The organism is Vibrio sp. 10N.286.48.B8, from assembly GCF_003050085.1.
GTDB classification, from domain to species: Bacteria; Pseudomonadota; Gammaproteobacteria; order Enterobacterales; family Vibrionaceae; genus Vibrio; species Vibrio crassostreae.
The window spans coordinates 116705-132426 of record NZ_PIGD01000007.1 but is presented as its reverse complement, the minus strand read 5'-3'; the positions used below and the strand labels follow the sequence as shown (position 1 = coordinate 132426).

11 protein-coding genes are annotated in these 15722 nt (G+C 45.1%); 5 read left to right on the top strand and 6 right to left on the bottom strand.

What is annotated here, in order from left to right; translation table 11 throughout:
* Nucleotides 1-178: 178 nt before the first annotated feature.
* Nucleotides 179-1504, top strand: a complete 1326-nt coding sequence (gene tolC, locus CWO08_RS10720; protein WP_048658014.1) for an outer membrane channel protein TolC — start codon at nucleotides 179-181, stop codon at nucleotides 1502-1504.
* Between the two features lie 92 nt (nucleotides 1505-1596).
* Here the strand turns inward: tolC and hldE are convergent, their stop codons facing one another.
* The 3 genes from hldE to CWO08_RS10705 all read right to left on the bottom strand — a co-directional run bounded on the left by hldE (nucleotide 1597) and on the right by CWO08_RS10705 (nucleotide 7454).
* Nucleotides 1597-3027 carry a bifunctional D-glycero-beta-D-manno-heptose-7-phosphate kinase/D-glycero-beta-D-manno-heptose 1-phosphate adenylyltransferase HldE gene (gene hldE, locus CWO08_RS10715; RefSeq protein ID WP_048658013.1) on the bottom strand — a complete coding sequence of 477 codons (1431 nt, stop codon included), beginning with the start codon at nucleotides 3025-3027 and terminating at the stop codon, nucleotides 1597-1599.
* A gap of 120 nt (nucleotides 3028-3147) precedes the next feature.
* Complete coding sequence (gene glnE, locus CWO08_RS10710; RefSeq protein ID WP_108020422.1) at nucleotides 3148-5997, bottom strand: bifunctional [glutamate--ammonia ligase]-adenylyl-L-tyrosine phosphorylase/[glutamate--ammonia-ligase] adenylyltransferase; 2850 nt, start codon at nucleotides 5995-5997, stop codon at nucleotides 3148-3150.
* 200 nt (nucleotides 5998-6197) lie between these two features.
* The gene (locus tag CWO08_RS10705) at nucleotides 6198-7454 is read right to left on the bottom strand and encodes a methyl-accepting chemotaxis protein (protein WP_048658011.1); all 1257 of its coding nucleotides are present in this window, start codon (nucleotides 7452-7454) and stop codon (nucleotides 6198-6200) included.
* A gap of 97 nt (nucleotides 7455-7551) precedes the next feature.
* Here CWO08_RS10705 and CWO08_RS10700 point away from each other — a divergent pair, with 97 nt between their 5' ends.
* Nucleotides 7552-8301 carry a potassium channel family protein gene (locus tag CWO08_RS10700; RefSeq protein ID WP_102433159.1) on the top strand — a complete coding sequence of 250 codons (750 nt, stop codon included), beginning with the start codon at nucleotides 7552-7554 and terminating at the stop codon, nucleotides 8299-8301.
* A 51-nt stretch (nucleotides 8302-8352) separates the two neighbouring features.
* Here CWO08_RS10700 and CWO08_RS10695 read toward each other — a convergent pair whose 3' ends face one another.
* Complete coding sequence (locus CWO08_RS10695; RefSeq protein ID WP_048609673.1) at nucleotides 8353-9870, bottom strand: inorganic triphosphatase; 1518 nt, start codon at nucleotides 9868-9870, stop codon at nucleotides 8353-8355.
* 207 nt (nucleotides 9871-10077) lie between these two features.
* Here CWO08_RS10695 and CWO08_RS10690 point away from each other — a divergent pair, with 207 nt between their 5' ends.
* The 3 genes from CWO08_RS10690 (at nucleotide 10078) to CWO08_RS10680 (ending at nucleotide 12966) form a co-directional block, all read left to right on the top strand.
* The gene (locus CWO08_RS10690; protein WP_010434644.1) at nucleotides 10078-10758 is read left to right on the top strand and encodes a TIGR00153 family protein; all 681 of its coding nucleotides are present in this window, start codon (nucleotides 10078-10080) and stop codon (nucleotides 10756-10758) included.
* A gap of 128 nt (nucleotides 10759-10886) precedes the next feature.
* Complete coding sequence (locus CWO08_RS10685; protein WP_017061418.1) at nucleotides 10887-12149, top strand: inorganic phosphate transporter; 1263 nt, start codon at nucleotides 10887-10889, stop codon at nucleotides 12147-12149.
* Between the two features lie 205 nt (nucleotides 12150-12354).
* Entirely contained in the window at nucleotides 12355-12966 is a 612-nt protein-coding gene (locus CWO08_RS10680) for a TIGR04211 family SH3 domain-containing protein (protein WP_019826861.1), read from the top strand.
* Nucleotides 12967-13071: 105 nt separating this feature from the next.
* Here CWO08_RS10680 and CWO08_RS10675 read toward each other — a convergent pair whose 3' ends face one another.
* A complete protein-coding gene (locus CWO08_RS10675; protein ID WP_107898910.1) occupies nucleotides 13072-14019 on the bottom strand; it encodes a general secretion pathway protein GspB in 948 nt (315 codons plus the stop codon).
* On the bottom strand, nucleotides 14019-15689 hold the full coding sequence (locus CWO08_RS10670) for an ExeA family protein (RefSeq protein ID WP_181360045.1): 1671 nt from the start codon (nucleotides 15687-15689) through the stop codon (nucleotides 14019-14021). Before CWO08_RS10670 ends, CWO08_RS10675 begins: the two co-directional genes overlap by 1 nt.
* Nucleotides 15690-15722: the final 33 nt, after the last annotated feature.

Sequence of the window (15722 nt, the reverse complement as noted above, 5' to 3'; positions counted from 1 at the left end):
CTACCAAGGATAAGGTTCAACTTTTTATATAAAATTTATAATTAAAGTTAAGTTTTAAAAAATAAATATTGCACAAGTGGACAGTTAACTGTAAAAAAGTGCAAAGTTTCGAGTAAATTACCACCAAACTGGGTTAAACTCTTTTAAAGAAAATTCCATAAAAGGCAGGAATAGGAAAATGAAAAAACTGCTTCCACTATTTATCAGTGCAGCAATTGGCAGCCTGAGTTCGTCAGCTTTTGCTGATACGCTAGCTGAAGTTTACGACCAAGCAAAACAGAACGATCCACAACTTCTTCGTTCAGCAGCGCAGCGCGATGCCGCTTTTGAAGCAGTAACGTCAAGCCGTAGTGATTTGCTACCACAAATTAACCTAACAGCAAACTACGACATTAATCGTGGTGATCGAGATACATCAGGTGTTGGTAATTCAAGCATTGATAACAACACTTGGGGAGCTGCTATCGGCTTCAGCCAAGAGCTTTATCAGCGCTCTTCATGGATCACACTAGATACGGCAGAGAAAACCGCTCGTCAATCTGATTCAGCTTACGCGGCAGAACAACAAGCCTTGATTCTTCGTGTTGCGACAGCATATTTCGAAGTACTTCGCGCTCAAGATAACCTAGAATTTGTTCGTGCAGAGAAAGCAGCAGTTGCTCGTCAACTAGAGCAAACTAAACAGCGTTTTGAAGTAGGTCTTTCAGCAATCACCGATGTACATGATGCGCAAGCTCAGTACGATGGCGTTTTGGCTGATGAAGTTCTTGCAGAGAACGACCTAACGAATAGCTACGAAGGTCTACGTGAGATTACAGGTCAGGAACACTCTAACCTAAGCATCCTAGATACTGATCGTTTCTCAGCAAGCAAATCTTCTGAGTCTGCTGTTGCGCTTGTTGAACAAGCAGAACAAAAGAACCTTAGCTTATTGGCTGCACGTATCTCTCAAGACGTAGCAAAAGACAACATCTCTCTAGCAAGCTCTGGTCACCTACCAAGCTTAACACTAGATGGTAGCTACGCTCTTTCAGATCAATCAAACAGCACCCAAGATTACGACCAAGACAACCTAAACATTGGTTTGAACTTAGTTGTACCTCTATACACGGGTGGCAACACAACTTCATTGACTAAACAGGCTGAATACAACTACGTTGCAGCAAGTGAAGATCTAGAAGCGACTTACCGTAGCGTTGTAAAAGACGTACGTGCGTTCAACAACAACATCAGTGCTTCGATCGGTGCGCTACGCGCTTACGAACAATCTGTAGTTTCTGCTCAATCAGCTCTAGAAGCGACAGAAGCAGGTTTTGATGTGGGTACTCGTACTATCGTTGACGTACTAGATTCAACTCGTCGTCTATACGATGCGAACAAAAACCTTTCAGATGCTCGTTACAACTATATCCTAAGTGTACTTCAGCTTCGCCAAGCGGTTGGTACGCTAAGCGAACAAGACATCGTTGATGTAAACGCAGGTCTAAAAGTAGCAAGTAAGTAATTCAGAATTACTTAAGTTACAAAAATGCCGCTCATTGAGCGGCATTTTTATTATCTATTCAAAAGCTAGCATAGAAGCTAAAAGACCGAAGGTTAGCCTCGGCCACCTTTAATCGCTTTAATGATTTCAGTGGTAGAGCAACCATCTTCAAAATTAAGTACTTTCACTTCACCACCAGCAGCAATCACTTCCGCACCACCAGCGATCTCTTCAGGTTTGTAATCACCGCCTTTAACAAGAATGCTTGGCAATACCTCAGAGATTAAACGTTGAGGAGTATCTTCAGAGAATGGTACAACCCAATCAACCGCACCTAAGCCAGCCAATACCGCCATACGACGATCAGTTGGATTCACAGGACGACCTGGACCTTTCAAACGTTTTACTGATTCATCAGTATTAACCGCAACGATCAAACGATCGCCCAACTCAGCAGCATGATTCATGTAAGAAACATGCCCAGCGTGCAGAATATCAAAGCAGCCATTGGTCATAACCACTTTCTCGCCTTTCGCACGAGCACGCTTCACCGCTTCAACCAGTGCTGCTTCAGAGATAACGCCGTAGTCTGTATCTTGGCTACCGTGAATCGCTTCCGCTAATTCTATCGTAGACAGTGTCGATGTACCTAGCTTACCAACAACTACACCAGCAGCCGCATTCGCTAATGCACACGCTTCATCCAGAGGTTTACCAGCAGCAACAGAAGCTGCAAGGACAGAGATAACCGTATCGCCGGCACCTGTGACATCGTACACTTCCTTGGCTTGAGTCGGTAAGTGGAACGGTGCCTGACCTTTACGCAGCAGAGTCATACCGTTCTCGCTGCGAGTCACCAACAAAGCTTCAAAATCATATTTTTCGATCAAGGCAATGCCCTTCTCGATAAGGTCTTCTTCTGATTTAACTTTACCTGCAACTAGCTCGAACTCCGCCATATTTGGCGTAAGCAAAGTCGCACCACGGTAGCGCTCTAAATCCGCGCCTTTTGGATCGATGAATACTGGAACATTCGCTGCGCGTGCTTTTTGAATGAAGCTCTGTACATGCTCTAATGCACCCTTCGCATAATCTGACAAGATAACCGAACGGACATTTGGCAGTGCTTGCTCCATGCGAGACAGAATAAGCTCTGGATTAGTGTTTTCAAATTTGTCTTCAAAATCAAGACGAATCAACTGCTGACCACGGCTCATCACTCGTAGTTTTGTGATGGTTGGATAGTCTTCTAACTCAACGAAATCACACTTAACCTTTAGTGCGCCCAAAGTATTTTTTAACACCTCGGCGGGTTCATCTTTACCAGTTAAACCAACAACATGAGCATGACCACCAAGAGAGGCAATGTTCATTGCAACGTTGGCAGCACCACCTGGACGCTCTTCGTTATTTTCTACTTTTACAACGGGTACAGGTGCTTCTGGTGAAATACGGCCAGTTGGACCATACCAGTAACGATCAAGCATGACGTCACCGACAATAAGAACACCTGATTGGCTGTAGTCAGGTAGAATTGGTTTCATTGTTGAGCTCCAAAAATCGAATCTGGCTAGAGTCTAGCACACTGATTACAGTGGCTAAACCTTAGAAAAATGAGTAAAGCCTACCTCGATAGGCACTGTGATAGCTAAGCAAAAGACAAGCTACGCTTCCATCCACTGCTTCCATGCTCGAACCACGTGTTCTCTTTCCATTTCAAACTTATTAATTGCCACATCCGCATCAAGATTGAGTAGATTGCGGTGGTGGATTTCATCTCTTAACGTTGTATAAGCATGGGTTAATGCCATGCCTTGTTGCTCGTCCATAATCCCTTGTGACAGCAGGCTTTCAAAGATTCGTACATTATCACACCAACGAGTAAGCTTTGGCTTCTCATTGCTGTACCGAAGGACTAAATATTGCGCCAAAAATTCGATATCGGTAATACCACCCGCATCTTGTTTGAGCATGAATCGATCGTTTTTTTTGCCGCCTAAATGGCCGCGCATCTTTTCACGCATATCTACAACTGACTTTTTGAGTGTTGCCTCATCACGCGCCAAGCACAGAACCTCATGGCGAGTCTTGTTAAATGCTGAGGCCAATAAGTCGTCACCATAGATCATACGAGCGCGAGTCAAAGCTTGGTGTTCCCAAGTCCACGCGTCATTGTGCTGATACTCATCAAAGGCATCGGTTGGACTCACCAACAGGCCAGATGCACCAGAAGGGCGCAGACGAGTGTCGACTTCGTACAGAATGCCAGAAGCGGTTCTGGTCGAGAAAATATGAATAATACGCTGAGCCAACCTTAGATAAAATTGGCGTCCATCGATCTCTTTCTTACCATCAGTATAGATGTGTACCGGACAGTCGTGCATAAACACAATGTCTAGGTCTGAGTTGTAGCCAAGCTCCCAACCACCGACCTTACCGTAACCAACAACCGCAAAACCGCGACCTTCGCGATCTTTAACATGAGTCGGCTCACCAAACTTGGCCGATACTTGTAACCAAGCTTGATTGACCCCCGCCTCAACAATCGCTTCGGCTAAGTAGGTCAAGTGATCACTGACCTTCATGACAGGTAGAGCGCCCGCTATATCCGCGGCTGCAATTCTCAGGATACAGGTCTGCTTAAACTGGCGCAGGCCTTCCATCTGTTGCTCCATATCATCTTCAGGGATACGGGCTAGGTAATCACGCAGCTCTGTTTTATACGACTCCAAAGGCACTGGGTTGTAGAGTTGCTGAGGGTCGATAAGTTCATCTAACAGAATTGGGTAACGACCCAATTGCTCGGAGATCATCGGGCTAGCGGTACATAGGCGTACAAGCTGAGTCAACGCGGCAGGGTGCTCATCTAGTAGTTCAAGGTAAGTGGTACGGGTAACGATTTTATGCAGTAGATGCAGTACTCGAGACAAACCAAACTCGGCATCCTTAGCAGTGTACAGTGCTTGAAACACTTTCGGCATCAATCGATTGAGGACTTCACGGCCGCGTGGGCCAAGGGTCTTCTTAGCCAAATCGGCTTTAAATTGAATAATCGTTTTCGCGGCTTTCGGTGGGTTAGCAATCGCAATATCATGCTCCAGAACATGTTCAATCACATCTGGCTTATGGGCCATATCCCACAGTTCACTAAAGTGACTCGCGATCGGGTTGGCGTCATCTTCATCAACCCCAATCAGATCTTCGAACACGGTATGTACATTGGCCATATGAGCACGAGTTGCCTCAATCAAACTATCCCAATCAGTGAATTGCATTGCGACAGCGAGTTGCAACTGTTCGAATTCACCGTCAGGTAAGGTTTGAGTTTGCTTGTCGGCCATTGCTTGTAACAGGTTCTCAAGGCGACGCAAAAACAGATAAGCCTCACGTAAGTGCCCTACCTCTTCTGCCTCTAACAGGTGAAGTGATTCAATCGCGCTTAAGGTTTCCAGTAACCCTCGACCACGAAGGCTAGGTTCACGGCCACCACGAATCAATTGGAATACTTGTGCAATAAATTCCACTTCGCGAATCCCACCAGACCCCAGCTTGATGTTGTTTGATAATCCACGACGACGTACTTCACTGCTTATCATCGACTTCATACGACGCAAAGATTGAATCGCACTGAAATCGATATAACGACGGAATACAAATGGGCGCAGCATCTGACGGAGCTCTTGGTATTCAGGGTACATTTCGCTGCCCATCACTCGCGCTTTCACCATCGCGTAGCGTTCCCAATCGCGACCTTGCTCTTGGTAGTAATCTTCCAGTGCCGCATAGCTCATCACAAGTGGACCACTCTCACCAAATGGACGCAGACGCATGTCGACTCGATAACAGAATCCATCAAAGGTTTGCTGGTCAAGTGCCTTGATAATACGTTGCCCCAAGCGTGTGAAGAACTGCGCATTGGCAATACTGCGTCTAGCGCCTTGTGTCTCGCCATTTTCAGGATAGGTAAAAATCAGGTCGATATCAGAAGAGAAGTTGAGCTCACCGCCCCCTAGCTTACCCATGCCAATGATCAGCATCGGCTGCGCTTCACCCTGTTCATTGCATGGTATGCCCCACTCTTTACAACAAATATCGTACTGCCATTGATAGGTCTCGAAGATCATTGCCTCAGCTAACATCGATAGGTGACTTAAGCTCTGTTCTAACTCCCATGAGCCCATAAAATCACGCCAAGCAATATAGGTCATTTCTCGATTGCGGAATTGACGCAGCACGCGCTGACCACTCATTTCATCAGCACAACCAGAAAGTAATCCAGCCAGTCGCTCTCGGTACCCTTCAGCACGCTCTGCACATGCCAACATATCAGGTAAGTCACCGCATAAAACCGTATCACGCTGCAGGCAATCACCAATAAAACAGCTTAAACCGAGTACACGTTTAAGCTCCTCAGTCTGTGGCTCAGACCAAGTATTGATGGCTTCACTTTGATGCTCTAGTAATTGCTCAAAAGCAGACTGTGAGTGAGTGACGAGTTGAGAAGGCAATGGCATGTTTCTTCCTTGTATAAGCTGCGCGACGAACGTTCGGGTTATCGGTTCGAGTCTTCATAAAACTAAAGATAAGTTATACCAAAGTTACGCCAATAAAAAACGCCCACATTAGCAATGTGGGCGTTTTATCGGTTAACTTAGCGAGTTAGGCCTTTCTCTCTAGAAAACAGGCTCTAGCAATAAGGATTTAGAGAACATGACTAAACCTTAAATTGCTTAATCTTACCGTCGAGTTCTTGTGCGTTGCTTTCCATAAGCTGAGAGGTCTCCAACAGCTCACCAACAACCACAACTGAAGCTTCGACAAGCTCACGAACATTGGTCAGGTTGACACTCATCTCTTCTGCAACGCTGCTCTGTTGACCTGCAGCGGTCGCGATCTGGAAGTTCATATCATTAATTTGGTTTACTTGGCTTACGATACCATCAAGCTCAGAGCCTGCATTGGTCACAAGGTCCACACCTTCAGCCGCTTCAACAACACTCTTCTCCATCAGCTCTACCGCAGAATTAGCACTGCTTTGTAGGTGACTGATCATGTCTTGAATCTCGACAGTCGCTTGCTGAGTACGCTGTGCAAGGTTACGAACCTCATCGGCAACAACCGCAAAACCACGACCTGCTTCACCTGCACGCGCCGCTTCAATCGCAGCGTTCAATGCTAATAGGTTTGTTTGTTCTGAAATGCCTTGGATAGTACCAACCACACTGCCAATTGAGTCAACGCGCTCTTCAACTTGGTTTACCGCTGCTGCAGATGCTGCGATATCTGAAGATAACTCACTCATCTTAGAAACAGACCCTTGAACGAACTTCTGACCAGTAAGAGCTTGGCCTGATGCCTGTTCCGTCAATGAAGAAGCGCTTTGCGCATGCTCAGCAACAGTTTGTACCGTAGAGGTCATCTCACTCATTGCTGTTGCCAGCTGATCAATCTCATTGAACTCTTCTTGAGCTGATTCTTTGGTTTCAGACATGCTGATGGTCATCACTTCCGTCAGAGCAAACAGTTCATCAGAAGAGGCCACCTGAGTTTTGATCATGTCGTTCAGTTGAACGCGAGTTTTTTCAAGTTCGCGTGCCACATCGCCATATTCATCTTTACAATCCATTTGAATCGGCACTGATAAGTTCTTGTCGGCCATGGTTTTAATGGCGTCATTAAGGTATTGAGTCTGGCGCAGCATAACGCGCGCCGCTGCTAATAGAAGAACCACAAACACAATAATCATCAAGGCTGTTTGCCAAGCCACTTGAACTAAGTAAGTCTCGTAATGCTGTTGTGCGACTTGCGCATTGTTGGTTACAGCAAGCAATGAATCGTAAAACGTACTTGCGTCCCATAGCTGCTTCGAAATGATCAGGATTGTACTGAATATCATCAACATGACCATTTTTGGAACGAGACGAACGTCAGAGATTATCCTTTCCCACGGCTTGAATGACAGTTTAGTCATTGTCAGTTCTCCATTAATTCTTATATATTGATGGCTTCTATATCCGCGAGGTGGCTATGTCAGTCAAAGTTCGCGATTTATTTTGAGCCTCGTATGAATGTTGAATAATACCAAAGACGCCACCAAGCCGATGAGCTTATTGTCACTGATTCTCTCTTTCTTAGCGTTATTTGTGATCTCAGGCTTATTGTTCGTACCGATCGACAAAGAATCGAAACAAGTCCTTATCGGCCTCGATTTTATAATCTGTAGTGTTTTTCTTTTTCAGCTCACAATTGATCTATTCAGATCACAAAACAAAAAAGAATATCTAAAAGTACACTGGATCGATTTCTTAGCAAGCATCCCAATGATCGAACCACTTCGTTTCGCTCGCATTTTTCAGATCTTACGTGTAATTCTTGTTCTTCGTTCGGGTAAACGAGTGTTAAGAGAGCTATTTCGCAATCGTAAAGAGACCACCCTCGCCTCGATTATATTGCTGCTGATCATTCTCCTGACCATAGGAGCTGGGACAATACTGCTGTTAGAGCACAAAGATCCCAACGCCAACATCACCACTGGACAAGATGCGTTATGGTGGGCTTTCGTGACCATCAGTACCGTGGGATATGGCGATCATTATCCCGTCACGAGCTCAGGAAAATTAGTTGCCTCTCTGGTGATCATTTGCGGTGTGGGTGTGTTTGGTATGATTTCAGGCTTGATTACTTCTTTGATCACCTCTCCAACTCATCATGAGAATCAACGCGCGGAAAACAAAGAGAAGCACCTTGAGAAGATCATTGAGCAACAACAGAAGATCTTAGAGCGACTCGAAAAGCTTGAGCAACAAACAAAAAAATAGGGCCGGAGCCCTATTTTCAAATTCATACTTATATTGATACAGGTGTTGAGTTTAGTCTTGCCAGTATGGCTCAACCTCAACACTGATTTGGCGTGTCTGTTCCATCGCATGCAGAATAGATACTTCTTGACGAGCCAACCAACGCTCTAGCTGAACCTTCTCGTCGCCTTCCAACTTCTCAGTCAAAGGCTCTAATGTTTTAAGTGCCAGCAAGTCATCAATACCTTGCACCATATCGGCCCATGGCAAGCGGAAGCTGTTTCGTTCAGCGTCATCATATAAACTCGCGAAGCCAACACCAGAATACAGATTACGCATCAAACGGTATTGCTGTTCAATATACGCTTGGCTGGTCATCACTCGTTCTGGCGGGAAAGCTTCCATCAAGTCAGCCCATGTGCGATCGAGTTGCTGCACGGAAAACCATTCGATACCACGACCCATTTGTTCACGCGCTTTCTCATCTAAGAAAGGTTGCCAGCCACGAGACAAGATCCAGCGGCTCAGATCTAACAATAAACCAGTGTAACGAGCAGAGCTCAACAAGGTAAGCAGCTCTTCACGATCTGGCAGTTGCTCTTGCATCTCTTTAAGCTCAGCCACTAAGAACTTACGTGCATCGAGTTTACGTAGTACATGGCCTTTATCTTCCAGCAAGTCTTCGAAATGGTCATAGCTTTTCAGCCAGTCGAGCTCTTGCTCAAGCCACTTCAACTCTTGACGTAAAATAGCACTCGCACGTCTTGGGACAATGCCACCGTAGATAGTAAAGGTTTGACGAATAAAACTGAGTGAGTGACTGATCTCATGTAACGCTTCAATAGATTGGCGCTCGGTGAAGATCTGCTCATGATAGTGCCAATGAGCGAGAGCGTGCTCTAAAGATTGAATGAAACACGATTCAACGGTATCACTTTTATCAGTATCAACTAAAGTCAAAGGAGTAACTTCATCTCCTTGATAACCTTGAGCAAGGCGGTAACCCTTAGCAGCTTTGCTTAGATTGCCCAAACGCATGCCACCTTGTTCGCAGAATTGGCGAGACAATGTAAATAGCGCATCCGTTTGACCAGATTTAAGTTCTAATTCGACTTCGCAAATCGGTTCTTGCAGGTCACCTGACTCAACGAAGCCCTGGTCGAATGCGACCTCGACTTGACTGCCATCAGGCATACCAATCAACCACTGCTCGCGCGTGAAGTTGGTAGAGAACAGAGGAGTCAACTCAGCTTGCAACGTTTCTATGTCTTTACCTGCCGGCCAGATATCCTCTGGGTGCAGGGCTAGCTTAGGTTCGTTGCTGTCATGTTCTGCATTGTATTCAGGCCTTTGATGCAGGCCAGCAACCACACGACCCGCTGTCTTTACGGTTTGTACAAATACGTCATCAAAGCGTCGAATGCGTAAGCCGGTATCGTGCTTACGTAGCCAGTTGTCAGCGGTGTCAAAGTAGATGTTACCTAGCTCACGACAACTGTGCTGAAGTACTTTAGTTTCAGCAATTTTATTGCGTAAAGTCTCTGAAAATTCAGGAGAAACAAAAAACTTCAGTTCTATCTCGGTTTCCATAGTTATACCTTTCTGTGAAGATAGGGACAGGATATTGCCAATTTGAAAAGTCGGCAAGTCAGAAATATCGCCCTTATGATGATCTAAAACAGTTTTAATGAGAGATTGATTAGGTTAACATGCGCGACTTTGTAGCCATCGCTTAACATTTCACCATGAATATGGTGTATGTTGTTTTAAGGTTATTATTTATTAGGTTGGATGACCATGCCAGTAAATACAATTATGGGGTTATTTGCAAAGTCCCCAATTAAACCTTTGCAGCGTCACGTAGTATGCGTGAACGAATGTTGTTCTCACCTAGTTAATTTCTTTGAAGTTTCTTCAAAAGGTGACTGGGAAAAAGCATCAGAAATTCGAGCTCAAATTTCTCACCTTGAGAAAGAAGCTGACGTACTAAAACGTGAAATTCGCCTTAAACTTCCTCGTGGTTTGTTTATGCCAGTTGATCGCACCGATATGTTGGAGCTATTAACGCAACAAGACAAACTCGCAAACCTAGCGAAAGACATTGCTGGCCGTGTATATGGTCGTCAACTTGTCATTCCTGCTCCTATGCAAGAAAACTTCATCGCTTACGTTAAACGTTGTCTAGATGCAGCGAACCAAGCACAAAACGTAATCAATGAATTAGACGAATTACTTGAGACTGGCTTTAAAGGCCGTGAAGTAACACTCGTTGCCGAAATGATTCATCAATTAGATGTAATTGAAGATGACACGGATGCGATGCAGATCGAACTACGCCAACAACTAATGGCGATTGAAGGCGATCTGAATCCAGTTGATATCATGTTCTTATACAAAATTCTTGAATGGGTTGGTGGTATTGCAGATCAAGCACAGCGTGTAGGCGCTCGTCTTGAAGTAATGCTTTCTCGATCTTAAATCATACGTTAACCATATAACGAAGAGCATTTTTTGAACAAACCACTTATGCGCTGAGTATTTCTCTCGCTGAGCGGTTTTTTGCGTCTAAATTTGTTCCGCTTGTTATCAAACAACTAGGTATTACGATGGATATCCTTGCTAACTACGGCACTGTCCTGATTATTGTTGCAGCAGCTTTCGGTTTCTTGATGGCTATTGGTATTGGTGCAAATGACGTTGCGAACGCAATGGGCACCTCAGTAGGCTCTAAAGCTCTAACCGTTAAACAAGCGATCATTATCGCAATGATCTTTGAATTCGCAGGTGCTTACCTTGCGGGCGGCGAAGTAACAGACACGATCCGTAAAGGTGTTATCGAAACGTCTCTATTCGCTCATCAACCAGATGTACTTGTGTACGGCATGATGTCAGCACTTCTTGCTGCTGGTACATGGCTACTTCTAGCTTCTTACATGGGCTGGCCGGTTTCTACGACTCACTCAATCATCGGTGCAATCATCGGTTTTGCTTGTATTTCTGTAGGTACTGAAGCTGTAGACTGGAACAGTGTTCAAGGTATTGTGGGCAGTTGGATTATCACACCCGTTATTTCCGGCTTCTTCGCTTACGTGATATTTGTAAGTGCTCAACGACTGATTTTTGATACAGAGAACCCGCTATTCAACGCGAAGCGCTTTGTACCGGTATACATGTTCATCACAACGATGGTGATTGCACTTGTAACCATCAAGAAAGGTCTTAAACACGTTGGTCTTCACCTAAGCAACACTGAAGCATGGGTTTGGGCTGCTGGCGTTTCTGCGCTTGTTATGATCGGCGGTTACCTATACATCCAGAAGAAATTTGCTAACCGCGAAGAAGACCACGGCTTTGCCGGTGTTGAAGGCATCTTCTCGGTACTAATGGTTATCACCGCTTGTGCGATGGCATTTGCACACGGTTCAAACGACGTTGCGAACGCGATTGGTCCACTGTCTGCTGTTGTATCAACCGTTGAGCACATGGGTGAAATCACAGGTAAGAGTACTATCGCATGGTGGATTCTTCCTCTAGGTGGTTTCGGTATCGTTGTTGGTCTTGCAACAATGGGTCATAAAGTAATGGCAACCGTTGGTACTGGTATTACAGAATTAACACCAAGCCGTGGCTTTGCTGCACAACTTGCAACTGCATGTACGGTTGTACTAGCTTCAGGTACTGGCCTTCCAATCTCTACTACACAGACACTAGTTGGTGCAGTATTAGGTGTTGGTTTTGCCCGTGGTATCGCAGCACTAAACTTAGGCGTTGTACGTAATATCGTGGCTTCTTGGATTGTGACACTGCCTGCAGGTGCTCTACTTGCTGTTGTGTTCTTCTACGGAATTCAAGCTGCGTTTACTATGTAATCGCGACTGCGTTAGTGAATACTAGCGTCAGAATAGTGTGAGCTTCAGTAACGATATGTAAATGCCATGTCATTATTGACTCAAACGCACAGAAAGGGAGGCTTTGCCTCCCTTCTTTGTTGCACCGCATAAAGAAACTAAATATTATTTGCTGATTGAGGCTGACTCATACGCCTACCCAATTTGAATCGTTAAGGGATTTACTGTGAAAAAACTGATTAGCTTAGTTTTGTTCGCAATGCTTGCGGCTCCAGCTGCCTTTGCACAAGACCGTTATATTGCTGACAAACTATTTACTTATATGCATTCTGGCCCAAACAACACCTTCCGTATCATAGGTAGTGTTGATGCTGGTGAAAAGATTACATACCTACAAACTAACAAGAGTACAGGTTACACCCAAATTCAAGACAACCGTGGCCGTAAAGGTTGGGTTGAAAGCAAGTTTGTAAGCACAAAAGAAAGTATGGCACTGCGCATGCCTAAGCTAGAGAAAGAGCTGACAGAAGTTAAAGGCAAGCTAGCGAACGCTCGTCAGAGTGCTGACAGCGAAAAAGCTGGCCTAGCAAGCTCTCTAGATTCTCGTAACAAGCAGATTGCTGAACTAGAACAGAACTACAGTGAAATTAGCCAGCAGCTGACGAGCTCTCAAACAGAGAACCGTGAACTACGCGCTAAGCTAGACACTCAAAAAGACGACCTACTATTAAAGTACTTCATGTACGGTGGTGGTGTTGCGGGTATTGGTCTACTTCTTGGCCTGGTTCTGCCACACATCATGCCTCGTCGCAGAAAGTCACCAAACGGTTGGGCGTAGACTTAACGCTTGTATCAGGTACAGTAAATTCAGTATCGAATATCAAAAAGGAGCACCTAGGTGCTCCTTTTTATTTGTCTGTTATCTAAATACTTATAGAACTCGCTAGCCTTTCCATTCGTACAGAGCTGGGATTTCTATCTTCTGCTGATTGAACTCTATGATTACCGATTGTGGCTTAATCTCAAGTAATTGAATGTCTTGTCCAATCCAATCTCCTTGAGCCACTTCTTGGCCGTTCACTTTTACCCAACGCTTGGTTTCGCTACTCGAGTACATATGAGTTTGTAGGTCTAACTTAGGTAGCACTCCTGATAAGCTATTAGTGTGCGTTTCCAATTCAATGACCTGAGAACCTCTTTGCCCTGCAGGTCTAGAGTCCATCGGCTCAGGAGCGCTTTGTTGCTCACCCATGATAGATTCAAGCTTCAATGCTAAATCAGGTGGTAACTCACTGAGATCTAGCCCTTGCAGCAAATCACTATCCGATTGCAGAGCAGTGTTTTCATTGCTTACACCAGGCTGAACCTCAGGCTGAGCCAGTGACAGTTCTGATTCCTCTGACGTTCGAGCAATGCTCTCTGAGCTAGCCAAAGGCACAATAGATCCGCCTGCGACATTTGTACTTTCAGAGTCAACCTGTGCATACATCTCTTGACGTGGCAGAGCTTTCAAAGTTTGGCTAACTGGCGCAGGACGAACCACAAACAAGGGGTCATCTTTAACCTCTTCCACAGCATTCAAGTCTGCAGTATCCACATCAGAAATTTGAGATTCAATAACTGGCTGTGTTTGTGTATTAGGAAGCGTCGCGGATAATAGCTGAGGCGCAGTTTGATGTTGATTGTATGATTGATAAACCAAGGTACCGCCTACCAACAAAGAAGGCACAAGCAAAAGAAGTAACCCCATGGCTAACGACGAACCACGTTTGTTACTGATGCCCTTTGCCGAGTTCGGCACATGATGATTTTGGTAGCCTTTAAAGCTAGGTTTATTGATAGATGATTGTGTAACCGAAGACTGATTCAGCTCGTGCATAATGCGTGACATTAGCTTGCCCCTCCACTTAATGACATCAACTTCGGAGAATCAAGCTGAGCTAATCTTTGCAACCTTGCTAATGTTCGTTGACCTGCGATGCCGTCGACCGACATACTTTGCCAAGTTTGAAACGCTTCAACCTTCATTTTTAATTCGTAATCAAATACATCACTACCAGACACAACCTCTCCCAACACCTCAGAAAGCAACAAATCAAGCAAAGCCACAGCTTCACCTTGGTAACCCTCTTTCAGCGTCTCTCGCAGCGGCTGTTTCCAAATCGCGACATAATCACCCTGCCAGATCTGCTCTAGAGATTGCTTCGGCATGACTAAGAGTTTTTCGTTAACCAGTAGTTCGACAGAATCTTGTGATACGCCATAAAGCACCGCAAACACAGATTCTTGTTCTATGTCTAAGTTCAACACCACAGGAACGCCTAACTCAAGTAAATCATCCAAGCTAGATTGTTGCTGTTCACATACGAAAACACTTTGCGGCTCGCTTAGACATAAACCGTCTCGCAATGAAGACTGGTATCCCCAAAGGGTGTATAAATCCTTGATAGCCAGCGAGCGGTTAGTCCCTTGCATCAAGTGTTGTTGAATATGTGGTGGCAGCGCGAACTTGTCTGTTTCTGGCTCAGCAACAGCCTTAGGCATATCCACCACTAACGACCGCTGCATCTTGGCTGAGCTTACTGTTTGGGCTTCATTTGAAGGCTCGGTTGTTAACCATGAATCTATGTACGTTGGGGCAAAGTTAAAAGTTGCCATCGCAAGTGCGACACTCAAGGTAGCTGCACCAGCGTACTGAACGAGCTTTGGTATCGCGCTCGCTGCGCGAGGTTTATCGACATGGTAAACCTCGGCTTGAAACGCCATCACCTGCTGGCAGGCTTTATTGACCGTTTCATTGCTCGGTGTTTGCTCTCCATCATGAAAAGCTAACTGTAGGGCCTTGTCGCACACCAAGTTAATGAGCCTTGGAATACCATGAGTATATTGGGCGATCAGCTTAACGGAGCGATTCGAGAACAACATCTGCTCGCCACCTGCCGTCTCCAGACGAAACGCGATGTACTTACCGGTCTCTTCAATATTGAGAGGCAATAAATGATAACGCCCTGTAATACGCTGCGCCAATTGACGCAGTTGTGTGGTCTGCAAATGCTGTTGTAATTCAGGTTGACCAACCAACAATACTTTTAATAGCTTACGACTGTCGGTTTCCAAATTAGTTAAAAGGCGAAGCTGCTCCAACACATCGGCAGCAAGGTGTTGAGCTTCGTCTATCACCAATAAGGTTTGAATGCCCTCTGCATGGCTATCCAATAAGAAGTAGTGAATCGCCTGACTCAGCTGCTTCAAGGATGCTTGTTCTGGATACTCGACCTCAAACTCATCGCAGATAGCTTCAAGTAAATCCGTATTGGAAAACGTAGGGTTAAGTATAAGGCCAGCCTGAGTATGACGATCCAAAGAAGACAACATCGCCTTAGCAACCGTTGTTTTCCCTGTACCCACCTCACCAGTGAGCATTGCAAAGCCCCCACCTTCGCCTAAACCGGCTTGTAGGTTCTGCATCGCTTCTTGATGGCGTTGACTCAAAAACAAATAGCGAGAATTTGGTACAATCGAAAATGGCATCTCAACGAAGCCAAAATATTCCTTATACATGTGCTGCCCTATAATTACGATTAATGGAAAGTA